The organism is Pseudonocardia yuanmonensis (assembly GCF_039542425.1).
Classification (GTDB): domain Bacteria; phylum Actinomycetota; class Actinomycetes; order Mycobacteriales; family Pseudonocardiaceae; genus Pseudonocardia; species Pseudonocardia yuanmonensis.
Genome location: NZ_BAABIC010000007.1, coordinates 1 through 18,907 on the forward strand (window position 1 = coordinate 1; position 18,907 = coordinate 18,907).

Consider the following 18,907-nt stretch of genomic DNA (forward strand, 5'->3'; position numbering starts at 1 on the left):
GGCCGGGCGCGGGAGCGGCGGGAGCCGCACCGCCGACGGCCGGTGTCCGCGCCCCACCCGCGGCGGGAGGCGTGGCGCGGCCGGTGTGCGCGGTCCCTCCGCCGGCCGACCGGACGGAGCCGACCTGCCCGGCGGGCGCCCGGTCCGCCGTCGTCGGGTCGAGGGTGGCGGACACCGTGGTGGGATCCGCGGCCGGCGCGCCCGAGGTGGGCACGCTCATCCCGCCGACCCCGCTGCTCGCCGCCGGCGCGGGGGACGGCCAGAACACCGCCGCCAGCACCACGCCCGCGGCCGCGAGCGCCCCGCCCACGCCGACGAGCAGGCCGACGGGGAGGCGCCGGCGGCCCTCGGGCTCCGCGTCGTACTCCCAGTCCGGGTCCGTCGGGACGGAGGCCGGGATCACCGGTCGCGGCGGGGGCCCGGCCGGGGCCCGGCCGCCGGTCGACCCGACCGGGCCGGTGGTGCCGAGCGGGCCGGCGGTCCGGAGCGGGCCGGTCGGCTCGCCGAGGAGGGGGCCGATGGCGGCCGTCGCGCCGATCAACGCGGGAAGGGACCCCGACGAGGACTCGGCGAGGGATCGGGCAGGGACGGCGCCCGTGCCGCCCGTGGACGTGACGGGCCCGCCGGGGATCGGGGCCAGCGCCACCGCCGGCCAGGAGGCCGTGGGCCGCGGCGAGACGGCGAGCGCCGCCCCCTTCGCGATCGCGTTCTTCGGGTCGGTGTCCACCGCGACGGGCCGGCCGAGCTCCTGCGACACCAGCTGCCCGACGAGCGGCACGCGGGAGGACCCGCCGACGAGGAGCACGGCGTCGAGCGCCGCGGGCTGCAGCCCGGCGGACGCGACGGCCCGGCGCAGCGCCTCGACCGTCTCCTCGACCCGGTCCCGGATCGCGTCCTCGAACTCGGTGCGGTGCAGCCGGACCGCGCCGCGGTGCCCCGGCAGCAGGACCGGGATCGACGCCTCGGTGTCGGCCGACAGGGCCTCCTTGGCCTCGGTGCACTCGCGCCGCAGCCGGGCGACGGCCGCGAGCACGGCCGGGTCGCCGTCGTCGAGCCCCTCGAAGGCCTCCGGCACACCGGCGACGACGTGGTCGAACACCACCTGGTCGAAGTCGACCCCGCCGAGCCGCTCGATCCCCTCGGGCCGGCCCTGCAGCGCGAAGTGGGACCGGTCCGTCTTGCGGACGACGGCGGCGTCGAAGGTGCCCCCACCCAGGTCGTAGACGGCGATGGTGGAGCCCGCGGCCACCCGCTCGCCCGCGGCGTAGTGCAGGGCGGCGGCCTGCGGCTCGGCCAGGAAGGTCACCGTCAGGCCCTGGTCGTGCAGGGCCTCGGCCATCCGCTCCAGCTTGTGCCCGCCCCAGGAGGCGGGGTGGGTGACGGCGATCCGCTCGGCGGGGCCGCCCTCGCGGTCGGCGACCTGGTCGACGATCCAGCGGACCAGCCGGGCGCACAGCTCCTCCGGCGCCCACGTGCGCCCGCCGACGACGATCGGCGTCGGGTCCCCCACCCGCCGCTTGAACTCGCGGACCACCCGGTCGGGGTCGGTGACCGCGCGGCGCTCGGCGGCGTCGCCGACCAGCACCTCGCCGGCCGGGCCGAGGAAGAGGACGGAGGGCACGTCGGTCCGGCGACCGGAGAGTGCGACCATCTCCGGCGCCACCCAGTGCTCGCCGGCGGGCCGGCACACGGCCGCCGCGCTGTAGGTCGTCCCCAGGTCGATGCCGAGCTGGTAGCCCATCGTCGTTCCCCCCGCCGAACACCGGCAGCTCTGCCCCCGGCGCGCCCCCGCACGCCTGTCAGGCCATCGCGCCACGGCGTCGTGGCGTTATCGTCCCCGACCCCCTCCTGACACGATCGGGTGACGCCGGGGGGTGCCGGTCCCCGGCGAGCCCCTAACGCGCCCCTCCCGATCCCCTATGCCACCCGGTGGGGAACCGTGCCCGATCCCCGATGGCGGAGCGGCCCCGCGCTCCTACCTTTCGGATCAACGCCAGCCGGGGTCGCCCGGCGCGACGCCGACACACCCACGATCCACGGAGACGATTCCCATGACGCTTCTCGAGTTCCTCCTCAAGCTCATCGGCAACGACGAGGAGTCCCTCGACCTCCAGCAGGACTTCCGCGAGGACCCGTACGGCACCCTGAAGGACGCCGGCCTCGAGGACCTGACCGCCGAGGACGTGCACGACGCCCTCGTCCTGATCCAGGACAACGACACCGCGTCCTTCGACCGCAACTACGACACGGGCAGCAACCACCTGGTCGCGGCCGCCGCGGCCCCGCACCACGGCGGGCACCACGAGGGTGACCACGACGGTCACAAGGGCGCGGTCGAGTACATCAACAAGTACGTCACCAACAACTACGTCGACGACAACGACACGATCGTCGACAACTCGGTGAACCAGAAGATCGACACCGACGGCGGCGACTTCGAGCAGGAGATCGACATCGACGCCGTGACGGCGTCGGGCGACGGCGCGGTGGCCGCCGGCGGCGACATCGAGGACTCGGTCGTCACGACGGGCGACGACAACATCGTCGGCGACGACAACAACGTGGTGAACGGCGACAACAACACCACGGCCTTCGGCTCGGGCAACGCCAACAGCGCCTCCTTCGAGGACGTCTCCGTGGAGGAGGGCGGCGCCCTCTCGGTCGGCGGCAACGCGACCGGCGACTACGACGTCTCCGACTCGTACAACTCGGTCAGCAACGAGACCAACACCTCGGTCGACATCGACGACTCCTACAACCAGGACAACGACGTCTCCTTCGAGTCGGAGTCGGAGTCCTACGAGGAGACCAACACGACGATCGACACCGAGACCAACGTGCTCAGCAACAACGAGGTCGACGTCGAGGTCAGCTGACCTCCGCTCCCCCTCCCTCACGGCTTCACGACTCTCCCGGAGACGAACGACATGGCATCCCCCCAGACCCTCATCGAGCTGATCCTGCAGCTGCTCAACGACCCGGAGGCCGCCGAGGCCTTCAAGGAGGACCCGGCCGCCTTCATCGAGGGCTGCGGGCTCACCGAGTTCACCGCCGAGGACGTGCACGACGCCGCGCTCCTCATCCAGGACAACGACGACTCGGACTTCGACCGGAAGTACGACACCGGCGGCAACCACCACCACACCCCGCCGCCGCCCCCGCACAAGGAGCCGCACGAGTCCGACCACGAGCACGCGGTCAAGTACCTGAACACCTACGTCACCAACAACTGGATCGACGACCGCGACACCATCGTGGACAACTCGATCAACCAGGTGATCGACACCGACGGCGGCGACTTCGAGCAGGAGATCGACATCGACGCCGTGACGGCGTCGGGTGACGGCGCGGTGGCCGCCGGCGGCGACATCGAGGACTCCACGATCACCACCGGTAACGGCAACGTCGTGGGCGACGGCAACAACGTGGTCGACGGCGACGGCAACACCACCGCCTTCGGCTCCGGCGACGCCAACAGCGCCTCCTTCGATGACGTCTCGGTCGACGAGGGCGGCGCCCTGTCGGTCGGCGGTTCGGCCTCCGGCAACTACGACGTCACGAACTCGGGCAACGAGTACTCGACCGAGACCAACACCTCGACCGAGATCGAGGACTCCTACAACCAGGACAACGACTTCGAGTCGAGCGTCTCGGACGAGGACACCACGATCAGCAACACCGACGTCGACTCCGAGACCAACATCGGCAGCAACAACGAGCTGGTCCTCGAGAGCTGACACGCCTCCCGCGTGGCCGAGCGCCCCGGCACCCTCACCCGAGGGTGTCGGGGCCTTCGTCGTGATCGCGGGTCCGGGGCAGGCAGAATGTGACGGGCAGGTGTCCCGACGGTCGGGACCGGGGAGGACGACGATTCGGTGGCGGTACCGGCAGCGGTCCAACTGGTCGACCTGGCGCTCAAGGCCACGACGGCCTACGAGCGGCCCGACCTCGCGGTCCGGCTGCACGCGACCCGCGCCCGGCTGGCCGACCCGAACGTCCGGGTGCTGATCGTCGGCGAGTTCAAGCAGGGCAAGAGCCAGCTGGTGAACGCGCTGGTCAACGCCCCGGTCTGCCCGGTCGACGACGACATCTCCACCGCCGTGCCCACGGAGGTCCGCTTCGGCGAGACCACCACCGTCACGCTGGTGAAGGTGCCGCCGGGCGCGGCGGAGGGCGCCGAGCCCGTCGAGGAACGGACCGTGGTCGAGACCTCCCGGCTCGCCGACTTCGTCTCCGAGGCCGGCAACCCCGAGAACCGCGCCGGCCTGCACCACGCCGAGGTCACGCTGCCGCGCAAGCTGCTCCAGAGCGGACTGGTGCTCGTGGACACCCCGGGCGTCGGCGGCCTGGGCTCCGCCCACGGCGCCGCGACGATGGCCGCGCTCCCGACCGCGGACGCCGTCGTCCTGGTCTCGGACGCCGCGCAGGAGTACACCGCACCCGAGATCGACTTCCTGCGCTCGGCGATGGGCCTGTGCCCGAACGTCGGGTGCGTGGTCACCAAGACCGACCTCTACCCGCACTGGCGCAAGATCGTCGAGCTCGACAAGGGCCACCTGCGGAAGGCCGGTGTGGAGGCGGAGATCTACCCCGTCTCGTCGGCGCTGCGGCTCGCGGGCGCCGAGACCGGCGACGCCGAGCTGATGAGCGAGTCCGGGTTCGCCCCGCTGGTGGGGTTCCTGCTGCGCAAGGTCGTCGCCCGGGCGGACGACCTGGACCGGCGCTCGACCAGCCAGGACGTCCGGGCCGTCGCCGAGCAGCTCTCGGCGCAGTTCACCGCCGAGCTCGCCGCCCTGGAGGACCCGGGCAAGGCCGAGGCGCTGGTGGAGGAGCTGACCCGGGCCAAGGCGCGGGCGGACGACCTGCGGCAGCGCTCGGCGCGCTGGCAGATCACGCTCAACGACGGCGTCGCCGACCTGATCTCGGACATCGAGTACGACCTGCGGGACCGGCTCCGCTCGGTCACCCGCGAGGCCGAGCAGCTGCTGGACGACGCCGACCCGGCGGACATCTGGGACCAGTTCGCGCAGTGGTTCCACCAGCAGGTCAGCCAGGCGACCTCGGCGAACTACGTGTGGACCGCGCAGCGCGCCCGCTGGCTCGCCGAGCAGGTCTCCGAGCACTTCGCCGAGGGCGCCGACGCCGCGCTCCCCGAGATCCACATCGACGGCAGCCGGCTCGGCGGCACCGTCCAGGCCCTCGAACAGCCGGAGGGCGAGAAGTTCGGGGTCGGCCAGAAGCTGTTCGTCGGCATGCGTGGCGGCTACGGCGGCCTGCTGATGATCGGGCTCGCGACGAGCTTCGCGGGCCTGGCCCTGCTCAACCCGTTCTCCATCGCCGCGGGCCTGCTGTTCGGCGGCAAGACCGTGCGGGACGAGCGCAAGCGGCTCCTGGAGCGGCGCCGCGCCGAGGCGAAGACGGCGGTGCGCCGGCACATCGACGAGGTGACCTTCCAGGTCGGCAAGGACTCCCGGGACACCCTGCGCCGCGCCCAGCGCCAGCTGCGGGACCACTTCACCGTGCTGGCCGAGGAGCTGTCGGTGTCGCTGGCGACGTCGGTGTCCGCGGCGCAGAGCGCGGTGAACACGGACGTCTCGCAGCGGCAGAAGCGGATCGACGACCTCAAGGCCGAGATCACGCGCGTCGAGGCCCTCGCGAAGCGGGCCCGGGCCCTGGTGGACGAGAAGTGACCGAGCACTCCACCCTCCGGACCCCGGCCCGGCCGGTGGGCCTGGGTGCCGAGGTCCGCACCCTGCTGCGCCGCGCCCTCGACACCTACGCCGACAGCCCGCAGGCCGTCGGCTGGCTGCACCACCACCTCGCCCGGTTCGAGGAGCCGCTGCGCGTGGCCATCGCCGGCAAGGTCAAGGCGGGTAAGTCCACCCTGCTCAACGCGCTGGTCGGCGAGGAGATCGCGCCGACGGACGCGGGCGAGTGCACCCGGGTCGTCACCTGGTACCAGGACGCGCCGGCCCCGCGGGTGCAGCTGTTCCCGCGCGGGGGCGCGCCGCGCCAGCTCACGATCGCCCGCTCGCACGGCGCCCTGCAGCTCGACCTCGGCGGGCTGCCGGCCGAGCAGGTGGACCGGCTCGTCGTCGACTGGCCCTCGCAGTACCTGCGGAGCACCACGCTCGTCGACACCCCGGGCATCGCCTCGCTGTCGGCCGACGCCGCCGCGCGCGCCGGTGCCTTCCTCGCGCCGGACGACTCGCCCTCGCAGGCCGACGCCGTCGTCTACCTGATGCGGCACCTGCACAGCACGGACGTGCGGTTCCTCGAGTCCTTCCTGGACCGCGGCGTGGCCCGGGCGACCCCGGTGAACACCATCGCGGTCCTGTCCAGGGCGGACGAGATCGGCGTCGGCCGGCTGGACGCGCTCACCTCGGCCCGCCGCATCGCCCGCCGGTACCGCTCCGACGCGAAGATCCGCGGGCTCTGTCAGACCGTCGTGGCCGTGGCCGGGTTGCTGGCCCAGACCGGCCGCACCATGCGGCAGGACGAGTACGCGGCGCTCGCCGGCCTCGCCGGCATGCCGCGGGCCGAGCTCGACGCCCTGCTGCTCTCGGCGGACCGCTTCGCGAACCGCGAGGTGGAGGGCGCGCCAACGCCGGAGGTCCGGTCGCGGCTGGTGGAGCGGTTCGGGCTCTTCGGCGTCCGGCTCGGCACCACGCTGATCCGCCAGGGCGTGACCGACCCGTCCGCGCTGGCGGCCGAGCTCGTGCGGCGCAGCGGGCTCGAGGAGCTGCGCTCGGTGCTCACCACGCAGTTCGCCGAGCGTCGCGAGCTGCTGAAGGCCCGGTCGGCGCTGCTCGCCGTCGAGCTGGTGCTGCAGCGTGAGCCGCGCCCCACCGCGCAGCCGCTGGCCGCCGAGATGGAGCGGATCCTCGCCGGCGCCCACGAGTTCGTCGAGCTCCGGATGCTGTCGGCGCTGCGGGCCGGCGCCGTCACCTTCCCCGCGGACGCGCTGGACGACGCCGAGCGCCTCCTCGGTGGGGACGGCAGCGGCGTCGCGGCCCGGCTCGGCCTCGACCCCGCCGCGGGGCCGGACGAGCTGCGCGCGGCCGCGCTCGACGCCGTCGTCCGCTGGCAGCGGCGGGCGGAGAGCCCGCTCGCGAGCCGGGCGACGGCCGACGCCGCGCGGGTCGTGGTGCGCAGCTGCGAGGGGATGCTGGCGCGGCTGCGCTGAGCCGCCGATCGGGCGAGGATCAGCCGACGATCCGCTTGAGCTGGGCGAACAGCTCGCCCCGGCTCGTCGACCCCAGCCGCTGGCGCATCCGGGCCACGTGGTGCTCCACCGTCTTGGCCGAGATGAACAGCTTCTCGCCGATCTGCTTGTAGGTCAGGCCCTCCAGCACCAGCGCGGCGACCTCGCGCTCGCGGTCGGAGAGCGGGCCGTCGGCGGGCTCCTCCTCGGCGGGGACCGCGGTCGGCGCGGGCCGCTGCTCCGGCGACGACGAGTGGTACGTCGGCGGGGACGAGGCCGACGACGGTGAGGTCCGGGCCGGTGCCGGTGGCGTCTGCTGGCCCTGCAACGCGCGGGCGCAGGTCAGCAGCGCGCTCATGGCCTTGCGGTCGTCCGTGCGGATGGCGGCCTGGCCGGCGAGCTTGCCGCCGTCCCAGGACAGGCCGACGGCGTGCAGGCCCCGCGCGGCGGTCTCGACCGCCGGGGCGTCGACCCGGGAGTCGAGCAGCGCCACCCAGTGCGGTGCGGCGACCGCCATGGCCTCGGCGAACCGGCTGCCGCAGGCCGAGCCCTGCAGGGCCGCGGCGTGCTCGGCGGCCTCCTCGCGGTCCTCGGCCAGGATCGCCGCGTGCAGCCGGGCCCAGTGCAGCGGCGCCGCCCACAGCGGCGGGCTGCCGAGCCGGTCCAGCAGGGCCTCGGCCTCGTCGAGGTGCGGGCGGACCCAGCTCGGCTCGCGCAGCCGGGTCGCGGCGATCGCGAGCTCGCCCAGCGGCTGCAGCACGAACAGGTCCACGGGATGGCGCACGATCGCCTCGCGGGCCCGGCCCCACAGCGGCATGAGCGAGGCGAGATCGCCGGCCCGGCGCGCCAGGGCGACCTCGAGCGCGGAGGCGAGCAGCTCGTCGCGCGGTTCGAGCCCCTCCCGGCCGACGGCGTCGAGGTGGGCGCGGGCGGCGCCGAAGGCACCCCGGTTCAGCGCGATCCAGCCGAGCAGCAGCCGGTGGCGGGCCGCCGCGGCGGGGCCGCCCAGCCGGACGGTGACGGCCCGCTCCAGGAGCGACGTCGCGACGTCGAGCTCCCCGGTCTGCACCGCCACGAGCGCGGCGAGGGCGGCCGGGGTGTCCGGCAGCAGTGCGGCGCGAGTGGAGGACTCCAGCAGCGCGGCGGCGCGGGCGAGCTGGGAGAGCGCGCGGGTCGGCGAGCCGGTGACCGAGTCGAGCACACCCTGCGCGGTGAGCTCCTCGGCGCCGGCGAGCAGGGTCGGCGGGCGCGCGGGCCCGCCGGCCGCCTGGGCGCCCCCGAAGCCGGGCGGGGCGCCGAGGACGGATCCGGCGGAGGTCGGCGGGCCGCTCGGGACCGGCGGCGGGGCCGGGGTGTGGAGCGCCGCCCGGGCCTCCTCGAGCGCCCCCGTGCCGACCAGCGCGGTGACCGCGAGGGCCGTCGGGGCGCCCGCGCCCGCCATCCAGCGGTACAGCTTGGCGCTGCGGGCGAGCATCCCGCGGTGGGCGAGGACCGCGGCGGCGACCGTCCCGGCGCGCAGCGCGTCGTCGACGTCGACCCGGTCCAGTGAGGACAACACCTGGTCGGCCTCGGCGAGGGCGTCGTCGAGCCGGCCGGCGCGGATCGCGGCCTCGGCGCGGCGGGCGGCCAACGGCAGCGCGGGCGCCCCGGCCGCCACGGCCGCGGCGTAGAAGGGCCCGGCGTCCTCGTCCGCGGCGGTCCGGGCGAGCTCGTCGCCGGCGGCGGTGAAGACCTCCGCGGACCGGGTGCCGGTCGCGCCGGTGCCGAGCATGCCGCGGGCCGCGGTGAGCACGCTGCCGCCCCGGTCCAGCTCGACCTCGGCGAGGGTGCGGCGGATCTCCAGCCGCCGCGCCTCGGGGGTCGCGCGCAGGATCGCGCTGCTGACGAGCGGTGCGGGCCCGCCGGTCGGGGTGAGGACGGCGGCGGCCCGGGCCTCCTCGACGAGCTCGTCGACCTCGTCGATCCCGCCGCCCGCGGAGTCCAGCAGGCCGAGCAGGGGGACCAGCACCTCCGCGTCGAGCGGGGCACCCAGGGCGACGGCGACGGCCAGCTCGCGCACCCGGGCGTCGAGCGCCCAGAGCCGGTGCCCGAGCTGGTCGAGCAGGCCGGTCGGCACCGGCACCCGCAGCGAGCCGGGCGGGGCGTCGCGCAGCAGCCGGGTGCGGTGCTGCGGCCCGATCCGCTCGACGATCTCGGCGAGCATCCGGTCCACGAGCGCGGGCTGCCCCGCCGTCTTCGTGTGGACGTGCTCCACCAGGGCGTCCGCGGCGGTGCCGCCGAGCAGCCGTGCGGCCCGGGCCGCGACGCCGGTGCGGTCGAGGGCGCCCAGCACCAGCGGCGGGCGGTGGGTGCTCAGCGCGGCGCCGAGGGCGGCCAGCTGCGGACCGCGGGGCCACGTCCGCCGGGCGACGACGAGTCGCGCGCCGGGCCGGGCCGCGTGCTCGCACAACCGCTCGAGGGCGGCCTCGGGGAGCGCATGGGCGTCGTCGACGACGAGGGGGCCGTCCTCCGGCACCTCCCCGAGGGAGGTGGTGACCGTGGTCGACCAGGCCGCGGCGACCGCACGCAGCGTCGTCGTCTTGCCGGCCCCGGCGGGGCCGACCACGTCGCACACCAGTCCGGCGCCCGGGTCCGCGGCGATCGCGCGGACCAGCCTGCGTGCCGCGGGCGCCCCGGCGAGCGCCTCGCCCGGGTCCGGTTCGGACACCCCTCCACCCCCTTACGGCCCCCCGACCGTGCGACGACCGAGCGTATCGATCCACGGGGGTGCAGCGCTGCGCCGCCGCATCGGCGCAGCCACGACCCCCCGATCGGGTGAGGACCGTTCTCAGGTTCCGGGCCGCATCGCCGCTCCTCTGTGGAGTGCGCGGCGGGACGTGGAGCCCGCCTACTGCGGCGGGCCGGCCGGGTCGACGGCGGTGTTCACCGGCGAGCCGGAGGTGCCGAGGAGGTCCTGCCAGGCCGGGTGGTCGACGGTCTCGGGTACCGCCTCGGCCGAGCGCCCGGCGGTGAGGACCCCGACCGCCCGCGCGGCGTCCGACCCCGCCTCCGCGGTGCGGTGCACCGTCCGCGCGAGGACGGGCCAGGACTCGCCGCCGAGGATGCCGTTCGGCTCCTCGGCGCCCGTGGCCTGCTGGAACTCGGTGACGGCGGCGACCGTGGCCGGGCTGTAGCGGCCGTCGGCGTTCGTGCGGACCCCGGCGTCGCGCAGCAGGTACTGGGCGGCCAGGACGGCGTCGCCGGTGTCGCCCGCGCGCAGCAGCGGCCAGCTCGCCTTGTGCGTGTCCGCCTCCTCGACGCGGCGGCCGAGCACCTCCGCCACCTCGCTGCGCAGCCGCGGGAGCATCCCGTAGAGCCGGTCGCCCGGGCATATCGTGTTCTTGAAGTCGCGGTGCCCGTACAGCTCGGTCGGCGCGATCCCGTACTGACCGCAGATGTAGGCGCAGGTGGTGCGCAGCGAGTCCCACAGCGCGCCGGGCGGGTCCTGGTCGATGTAGGTGCCCTCGTTCTCGATCCCGACCGCCACGACGTTCTGCCCCGTGCAGTGCGCGCCCTCGACCTGGCGCTGCCCGATGCGCAGCACCTCGAGCGAGCGGTGCCGGCCCTCGAGCACGAAACCGCCCCGGCTGATCGTGAAGTGCTGGCCGGTGTCGAGCCAGCCGCGGCTGTCCATGTGGAAGTTCTGGATGGCGCGGGCGACCCGGTCGGCGGCCGCACGGCTCGTGTCCGCGACGTTGGCCGACGCGGTGTGGTGCACGAGGATCTTCACCGGCCGCTGGTTCCAGATCGGCACGATCGCGCTGTTCGGGCGGGCCCCCCAGCCGGCGCAGTCGATGATGTCCGGCGAAGCCACGCCGTCCGTCACCGCGCCGCCGCCCGGGCGCTCGCCCGCCCACCCGATTCCCGGTGCGGCGATCAGCGCGCCCGTCGTGAGTCCACCCAGGACGAAGCCGCGGCGGCCGAGATCGCCGCGCACCACTCCCGTCACCCCGCGCCGACGACCCATCTGGTCCCCCTGCCCCTTCGGATGACCCGCACGGTCACACGAGTCACATCCGCCCCGGTGGAACCTTGGATCACACACGCTCCGTGCACAACCGGTCGACACGAAGGTGTGACCGCCGCGCGGCGAGCACGGGACGGTTGCCGTGGTTACCAACCGGTATAAGCTCGGCCCCAGGAGTTACCCGTCGGTAGGAAGGAGCACCGCGATGGGCCACTACAAGAGCAACGTGCGCGATCTCGAGTTCAACCTGTTCGAGGTGTTCCGCGTCCAGGAGCAGCTCGGCACCGGCGCGTTCGAGGGCGTCGACGTCGACACCGCCAAGGGCATCCTGAGCGAGCTGAACACGCTGGCCACCGGCCCGCTCGCCGAGTCCTTCGCCGACGCGGACCGCAACCCGCCCGTCTTCGACCCGACGACCCACACGGCCACGCTGCCGCAGTCCTTCAAGGACTCCTACAAGGCCCTGTGGGACGGCGAGTGGTACCGGCTGTCCCTGCCGGCCGAGCTGGGCGGCTTCGGCGTACCCCCGTCCGTGCAGTGGGCGGCGTCGGAGCTCGTCCTCGGCGCCAACCCGGCGCTGTACATGTACATGGCCGGCCCGAACTTCGCCTCCGTGGTGCACGCCAACGGCACGGACGAGCAGAAGCGCTGGGCCGAGATCATGATCGACCGGGGCTGGGGCGCCACGATGGTGCTCACCGAGCCGGACGCCGGATCGGACGTGGGCGCCGGCCGCACGAAGGCCGTGCTGCAGGAGGACGGCTCCTGGCACCTCGACGGCGTGAAGCGGTTCATCACGTCCGGCGACCAGGACATGACCGAGAACATCATGCACCTGGTGCTGGCCCGCCCCGAGGCGCCCGGCCTCGACCCGAGGCCCGGGACCAAGGGCCTGTCGCTGTTCCTGGTGCCCAAGTTCCACTTCGACGGGCGGACCGGCGAGCTCGGCGAGCGCAACGGCGCCTTCGTGACCAACGTCGAGCACAAGATGGGCCTCAAGGTCTCCACGACCTGCGAGCTCACGTTCGGCCAGCACGGCGTCCCGGCCAAGGGCTGGCTGCTCGGCGAGGTGCACGACGGCATCGCGCAGATGTTCCAGGTCATCGAGTACGCGCGGATGATGGTCGGCACGAAGGCCATCGCCACCCTGTCGACCGGCTACCTCAACGCGCTGGAGTACGCGAAGGAGCGCGTCCAGGGCCCGGACCTGACCCGGCAGACCGACAAGACCGCCCCGCGCGTCACGATCACGCACCACCCGGACGTCCGCCGCTCGCTGATGACGCAGAAGGCGTACGCCGAAGGTCTGCGCGCGCTCTACCTCTACACCGGCACCTTCCAGGACCGGATCCGTCAGGGCGGCGACGTCGATCTCGCCGAGAAGGTCAACGACCTGCTGTTGCCGATCGTCAAGGGCGTCGGGTCGGAGCGGGCGTCGGAGCAGCTGCTGCAGTCCCTGCAGACGCTCGGCGGGTCGGGCTTCCTGCAGGACTACCCGCTCGAGCAGTACATCCGCGACGCGAAGATCGACTCGCTGTACGAGGGCACGACGGCGATCCAGTCCCTCGACCTCCTCTTCCGCAAGATCGTCAGGAACAACGGCCAGGCGCTGATGGCCGTCGCCGGCGAGATCCAGGCCTTCCTCGAGAACGAGACCGGCAACGGCCGGCTCAAGGAGGAGCGGGCGCTGCTGGCGACCGCGCTCGCCGACGTCCAGGGCATGCTCGGCTCGCTGACCGGCTACCTCGTCGCGTCCCGGGAGGACGTGACGAACCTCTACAAGGTCGGCCAGCACTCGGTGCGGTTCCTGATGGCCGTCGGCGACCTGCTCGTCGGGTGGCTGCTGCTGCGCCAGGCGGACGTCGCGCAGAACGCGCTGGCCGGCGAGGTCTCCGCCCGGGACACGGCGTTCTACGAGGGCAAGATCGGCGTCGCCCGGTTCTTCGCGAAGACGGTCCTGCCGCGGCTGACCGCGGAGAAGGCGATCGTCGAGGTGGCCGACAACTCCCTGATGGAGCTGGACGAGGCCGCGTTCTAGGAGGACCTCGACGCACGAACGGCGCCGTCGCTCAGTCCAAGTGAGCGAGAGCGCCGTTCGCTCATTCGTCGACCGGGCTACTGGGCGATGTAGGACTCCAGCTGCTCGCGCTCCCGCTCCAGGGAGTCGATCCGGGCCTTGACCAGGTCGCCGATCGAGACGATCCCGCGCAGCTCCTCGTCGACCACGACCGGCAGGTGCCGCACCCGCCGGTTGGTCATCACCCGGGCGAGGTCGGTCGCGCTGTCCTCCGGCGTACACGTGGCGACGACGGTCGTCATGATCGCCGAGACGGGGGAGTCGAGCAGGGCCGCACCCTGCTCGTGCAGCTTCCGCACGACGTCGCGCTCGGACACCATCCCGACGAGCCGGCCGCCCTCGACGACCGGCAGGGCGCCGTAGTTGCCCTCGGCCAGGCGCGCGAGCAGATCCGCCACCGTGGCCTGCGGCTCGATCGTCGCGACGGCGTGCCCTTTGCTCCGCAGGACGTCCGCGATGCGCATCCGTGCCCCCGATCCTCGGCGTCGTTGTCCGAGGAGGAGGGTACGAACCGTGACCGGTGTCACGCGAGGGCTGAACGGCGGCTCGCCCCGATCGTCCGACCGCAGGTCAGCCGCAGATCACGTTCGGTGACGGGTTGTACTTCACGGTGCGCGTCTTCCGGGTGACCTCGCCGGTCTCCAGGTTCCGCATCACCCGGGTGTCCGTGGCCGTGAAGCCCTGGGACCCCTTCGACGGCGTGCACGGCTGGCCCGGCGGGACCGTGATGGTCTGCGGCTCGGTCGGGTTGGTGCGCGGCCCGGTCTCCGAGGTCACCTCGTAGCGCTTGGTGCCGAACAGCTTCACGGTGATGCTCGAGGGTGTCCAGAAGGTCTGGATGAGCACGCCCGTCGGCCCGTCGTTGCGGAACCTCAGGTCGATGATGTCGTCGAACACCGTGGCCTCGCGCGCCACCGGGTAGCGGCTGATGTAGAAGCTGTGCTCCTTGTGCGCGACGTCCACCATGCCGGCGAAGTACGCCGCGTTGTACAGCGTGGTCGCCACCTGCGACACGCCGCCGCCGACGCCCCGGGCCGAGTGGCCGTTCTCGATGATGCCCGCCTCGACGTAGCCGTTGGCCGCGTTGCGCGGGTTGGTGAGGGCGTTGAGGCTGAACGTCTCGCCCGGCTGCACGATCGTGCCGTTGATCTGCTGGGCCGCGCGCTTGATGTTCTGGCCCGAGTCGGCCGCGAAGCCGCCGGTCGTGAAGGAGCTGATCTCGCCGGTGATGCCGAGCGAGGACAGCTTCTCGGTGGTCAGCTCGGCCTTCTGGTCGGCGTACACCGCGGTGACGCTGCGCTCTCCCGAGCCGGTCAGGACGTCGACGACGTCCTCGAAGGTCTTGTCGTAGTCGATCCCGCGGCCGTCCTGCGAGGGGACGACGACCGGGGTGCCGGAGGAGAAGTCCAGGCTGGCGTCCCGGGCCGGCGTCTCGGTCGCGGCGAGCTGCGGCGACGCGACCTCCTTGAGCGCCTCGTTGTTGATCTCGGGGACGAGCTTGGGGCTCGCCGCCGCGTCCGCCCGGAAGGTCAGGGCGGACGCGATGTCCGCGGGCTGCAGGACGGCGTTCGCCCCCTCGCCGGTGATCGTCAGGGGCGCGGAGACGGCCGGCGTCGCGACCTTCTCGATGGCCTCCTGGACGTCCTCGTTCGTGGTGGCGGTCGGCTGCGGGATCAGCGGCAGCGCGACCGGCGCCCCCGACGCCCAGTCCCGCTCCAGCACGCGGACGGCGGCGGGCAGGTCCAGTGTCTGGCCCGGGACCGGCGGGACGGCGACCGGGGTGGTGCCCTCGAACCGGACGTTGCCCTCGACCGGGGCCTGGTCGACGACCGGCTTGAGCTGCTCGAGCGCGGTGGTGACGGACCGCTCGTCGGCCTTGTTGATCACGCCGACCTCGCGCTCGGAGAAGAACGACGAGATGCGCGTGACCGGGTTGAGCGGCTGCGCGCCGGCCTGGTCGATGGTGGCCTGGTAGTCCACCTCGAGGCCGGCGGCCTTCGGGTCGATCTGGCTCTGCACCGGGCCCGCGGTGATCTGGACCGGGAGCGACGAGCGGGGCTCGATCGCCTCCTGCAGGCGCTGCCGGGCGTCGGCCTTGGACAGTCCGCCGAGCTCCAGCCCGGCGACGGTGACGCCGCGGGGCACGTTGCCCGCGGAGATCACCAGGTCGGCGACGTAGAGGAGGCCGAGCACGGCGACCACGCCGGCGACGATCAGGAGCGGCCGCTTGCGCCGGCCCCCGCTGCGGCCCGAGCCGGCGGGGCCGTCCCCGGTCGGCGGGGTGCCCGAGGTGCGGGCCGGCGGGACCGCGCCGCCCGCGCTCATGCGGAACTGCTCGGTGGGCGGGTCGACCGGGCGGGCCGGGGCGCCGAGGCGCTGGGTCGGCTGGTCGACGGCGGCCGTGACGGCAGTGGCGGCCCCGGCGCGCGGGAGCACCTGGGTGTCCTCGGTGCCCCAACCGGTCGCGGCGGGGTGGACGGCGGTGGGTCGCTCGTCCGTGTCCGACGGGTCCGCCGGGGCCGGCGCCGATGCGGCAGCCGGGGAAGGGCTCGATGCCGCCGCGGGGGAGGCGGCGGGGGTGCCGGCGGCCGGGGCGGAGGGCTGCTGCTCGCCGGTCGGCGGGGTCGGGGAGGCGGCGTCGGGTGTGTCAGTGGTCGGCGCGGGGGTCGGCGCGGGGGTCGGCGCGGGGGTCCCCGCGGGGGTCGACGCGGTGGTCGGGACGCCGGTCGACGCCGTGGTCGGCGCGGTGGTCGGGACCTGGGGCTCCGGCGCGGCCGGGGGCTGCGGGTTCGTGGCCCCGGCTGCCGCCGGAGTCGGAGTCGTCGCAGCCACGGCGGAGTGGTCCGCGGCGCCGGTCGGGGCGCCGTCCGACCCGGTGCCGGGAGCGGCGGTGGCGCCGTCGGCGTCCGAGGCCTTCCCGGCGGCGGGGCCGGTCTCGGCCGAACCCGCCGCGGCGCCGCCCTTCTCGGCGTCGCGGCCCGACGCGTCAGGCCCGGCGGCGGTTCCCGCAGCGGCGGCAGCTCCGGTCGCGGCGGCCGTGCCTGCCGCAGCGGCGGTACCGGCAGCACCCGAAGTCCCGGCAGCACCCGGGGTCCCGGCAGCACCCGGGGTCCCGGCCGAACCGGCGGTCCCCGCGGCACCGTCCTCGCCGTTCTGCGCAGCACCGTCGCCGGCGCCGTCCCGCGCAGCGCCGTTGCCCACGCCCTCCCGGGCGGCACCGTTGCCCGCGCCGTCCCGGGCGGCACCGTTGCCCACGCCGTCCCACGCTGCACCGTGGCCCGCGCCGTCCCGCGCAGCGCCGTTGCCGGCGGCGGAGCCGAAAGCCGGGGCAGGGCCGGCCGGGGCGGATCCGGTCGGGGAGGCCGTGGGAGCCGGTACGGAGCCGGCGGGGGTCGTCCGCACGCCGTTCGAGGTGGAGGCCTGGGCCCCGGTCACCGCGACGCCGGAGCTCATCGGGCCCTTCGGCCTCGGGGAAGGCCGGGTGGCGGCCTCACCGGTGGACGCGGCGGCACCGTTCGTCCCGGCCGCACCCGGGGCGCCACCCTGCTCGCGGGGCTTCGGGGTGGGCCGCAGAGTCGGCTGGGGAGCGGTGCGCGGTGCCGGGGAGAACAACGCGTCGCCCCGCGGGCTGTCCGTGCGCGAGGCGCGGTCGGCCGGCCGTGGGCCGTCCGTGACCGGGCCGGCGCCGTTCCCCCCGCCGCCGGCCGTCTGCTCGTCCACCTCGCCGGGCGAGGGCTGCCGCTCGGGCATCACGCCGTGTTCCTTCCCCACCGATGTCCGCCGCCCCGCGTGCCCCCGGGACGGTTCCGTGCCGCGCACCGCGCGCCTACAGGTACAGGCCCGTTCCGTGCTCGGTGCGCTCCGTCGCGACGGCGTGCAGGTCCCGCTCGCGCATCACGATGTAGGAGGAGCCCTGGACCTCCACCTCGTACTGGTCCTCGGGAGCGAAGAGGACCCGGTCACCCACCTTGACACTGCGCACGTGCTGGCCGATGCCGAAGACCTCGCCCCAGACCAGGCGCTTGGCGACCTGTGCCGTGGCCGGGATGACGATCCCCGAGGAGCTCCGCCGCTCGCCCGCCGACTCCACGATCCTGATCATGACGCGGTCGTGCAGCATCTGGATCTCGAACTTCGGCTCCGGCACCGGAGTGATGCTACGGGCAGCGCGGACGCCGTCACCCGCCGGTGTCGCCTCGGGCACGAGCCGGGCACCGGGACGGACCCGGCGACGCGGCCGGGCACGAAGAGGCCCCGCGGAGCTGCCAGGTCGGGGGTCCGACAGCGCCACGGGGCTACTCCAGAATTCGTCCCGTCACGCCGGTGCGTTACGCCCCCGATGGCGAAATACCCGGTTCACTCGAAAGGGGCAGCGTTGCGTCAGGTGGACGCGAGCAGGTACCGGCCGAAGTGGGGCACGGTGAAGGCGATCTGGCCGCGTTGCGCGGAGAACACCAGGCCCTTTTTGAGCAGGCTGTCCCGTGCCGGCGACAGGGACGACGGCTTGCGCTCCAGGTGCTGCGCGATCGTCGAGGTGACGACGGGCTCGTCCGTCCCCTCGGCCAGCTCGGCCATCGCGCGCAGGTACTCCCGCTCCGCGGGCGTCGCCCGTTCGTAGCGGGACCCGAAGAAGCCGACCGCCAGTTCCGCCTCCGCCTCGGGCGCGGCCAGGGCGACGTCCTCGGCCCGGATGGGGCTGGTCGGCGCCGCGTCCCAGGCCGCCTTGCCGTAGGCCTGCACGAAGTAGGGGTAGCCGCCGGAGCGCTCGTAGAGCTGGTCGAGGGCCTCGGCGTCGAAGCTCGCGTCCTCCCGCTCGGCCGGGGCGATCAGGGCGAAGTCCGCGTCCTTGCGGTCCAGCTTGTCGATCCGGGCGTACTTGAACAGCCGCTCCGAGTAGGACTTCGACGCCGACAGCACCGCCGGCAGGTGCGGCAGGCCGGCGCCCACCACGACCAGCGGCATGCGGGACTGCGAGAGCTCGTGGCATGCGGCGCAGAGGGCGGAGACGTCGTCCGGCCGCAGGTCCTGCATCTCGTCGATGAGGATCGCGATCCCGGTGGCGACCTCGCTGGCCAGCTCCGCCACCTCGGTGAACAGCTCCACCAGGTCGATCTCGATGTCGCCCGAGTCGGCGCGGCCGTTGCGCACCGGCACGTCGATGCCGGGCTGCCAGCGCTCCCGCATGCGGGCGCCGTCGGGCGAGGCCCGCAGGGCGAAGGCCTTGAGCACGCCCAGCACCTCGTCGACGCGCTCCTGCCGGGGGTGCTGCACGGCCAGGTCGCGGATCGCCCGGTGCAGGGCGGCGGACAGCGGGCGGCGGAGGTCGGCGTCCGGCCGGGCCTCGATCTTCCCCGATCCCCAGCCCGCGCGGACCGCCATGGACCGAAGCTCCCCGAGCAGCACCGTCTTGCCGACGCCGCGCAGCCCGGTCAGCACGAGGCTGCGCTCCGGGCGGCCGCGCGCGACCCGCTCCAGCACGATCTCGAACGCGTCGACCTCGCGGTCCCGCCCCGCCAGCTCCGGAGGGCGCTGACCTGCGCCGGGAGCGAACGGGTTGCGCACCGGATCCATGGATCGCACGGTATCCGCGCGTCTCGCGCCGACCCTAGATTTCGCTATC

The 18,907-nt window shown here is 74.3% G+C and carries 12 protein-coding genes; 5 read left to right on the top strand and 7 right to left on the bottom strand.

Going from position 1 to position 18,907, the window contains the following annotated elements; genetic code table 11:
* Positions 1–1,741 (bottom strand): Hsp70 family protein (locus tag ABD990_RS11920; RefSeq protein WP_345380491.1); only part of this gene is annotated, 1,741 nt, incomplete at its 3' end.
* Between the two features lie 310 nt (positions 1,742–2,051).
* Here ABD990_RS11920 and ABD990_RS11925 point away from each other — a divergent pair.
* The 4 genes from ABD990_RS11925 to ABD990_RS11940 all read left to right on the top strand — a co-directional run bounded on the left by ABD990_RS11925 (position 2,052) and on the right by ABD990_RS11940 (position 7,186).
* On the top strand, positions 2,052–2,876 hold the full coding sequence (locus ABD990_RS11925) for an IniB N-terminal domain-containing protein (protein ID WP_345380492.1): 825 nt from the start codon (positions 2,052–2,054) through the stop codon (positions 2,874–2,876).
* 51 nt (positions 2,877–2,927) lie between these two features.
* Positions 2,928–3,737: an IniB N-terminal domain-containing protein gene (locus ABD990_RS11930; RefSeq protein WP_345380493.1), complete on the top strand. Its 810-nt coding sequence runs from the start codon at positions 2,928–2,930 to the stop codon at positions 3,735–3,737.
* A 138-nt stretch (positions 3,738–3,875) separates the two neighbouring features.
* A complete protein-coding gene (locus ABD990_RS11935) occupies positions 3,876–5,690 on the top strand; it encodes a dynamin family protein (protein WP_345380494.1) in 1,815 nt (604 codons plus the stop codon).
* The gene (locus ABD990_RS11940) at positions 5,687–7,186 is read left to right on the top strand and encodes a dynamin family protein (RefSeq protein ID WP_345380495.1); all 1,500 of its coding nucleotides are present in this window, start codon (positions 5,687–5,689) and stop codon (positions 7,184–7,186) included. Before ABD990_RS11935 ends, ABD990_RS11940 begins: the two co-directional genes overlap by 4 nt.
* A gap of 19 nt (positions 7,187–7,205) precedes the next feature.
* Here the strand turns inward: ABD990_RS11940 and ABD990_RS11945 are convergent, their stop codons facing one another.
* Entirely contained in the window at positions 7,206–9,911 is a 2,706-nt protein-coding gene (locus tag ABD990_RS11945; protein ID WP_345380497.1) for a helix-turn-helix transcriptional regulator, read from the bottom strand.
* A gap of 180 nt (positions 9,912–10,091) precedes the next feature.
* Positions 10,092–11,183 carry a peptidoglycan recognition protein family protein gene (locus ABD990_RS11950; RefSeq protein ID WP_345380498.1) on the bottom strand — a complete coding sequence of 364 codons (1,092 nt, stop codon included), beginning with the start codon at positions 11,181–11,183 and terminating at the stop codon, positions 10,092–10,094.
* Positions 11,184–11,415: 232 nt separating this feature from the next.
* On the opposite strand from ABD990_RS11950, the gene ABD990_RS11955 reads away from it, so the two are divergent.
* Positions 11,416–13,248: an acyl-CoA dehydrogenase gene (locus ABD990_RS11955; RefSeq protein ID WP_345380500.1), complete on the top strand. Its 1,833-nt coding sequence runs from the start codon at positions 11,416–11,418 to the stop codon at positions 13,246–13,248.
* Between the two features lie 77 nt (positions 13,249–13,325).
* On the opposite strand, the gene ABD990_RS11960 is transcribed toward ABD990_RS11955, so the two are convergent.
* From ABD990_RS11960 to ABD990_RS11975, 4 genes are all read right to left on the bottom strand, one after another.
* Positions 13,326–13,751, bottom strand: coding sequence for a CBS domain-containing protein (locus ABD990_RS11960; RefSeq protein WP_345380501.1), 426 nt, complete (start codon positions 13,749–13,751; stop codon positions 13,326–13,328).
* Positions 13,752–13,857: 106 nt separating this feature from the next.
* Positions 13,858–17,037 carry a VanW family protein gene (locus ABD990_RS11965; RefSeq protein ID WP_345380502.1) on the bottom strand — a complete coding sequence of 1,060 codons (3,180 nt, stop codon included), beginning with the start codon at positions 17,035–17,037 and terminating at the stop codon, positions 13,858–13,860.
* Positions 17,038–17,113: 76 nt separating this feature from the next.
* The gene (locus ABD990_RS11970; protein ID WP_425569588.1) at positions 17,114–17,407 is read right to left on the bottom strand and encodes a GroES family chaperonin; all 294 of its coding nucleotides are present in this window, start codon (positions 17,405–17,407) and stop codon (positions 17,114–17,116) included.
* A gap of 260 nt (positions 17,408–17,667) precedes the next feature.
* On the bottom strand, positions 17,668–18,858 hold the full coding sequence (locus ABD990_RS11975; protein WP_345380504.1) for an AAA family ATPase: 1,191 nt from the start codon (positions 18,856–18,858) through the stop codon (positions 17,668–17,670).
* Positions 18,859–18,907: the final 49 nt, after the last annotated feature.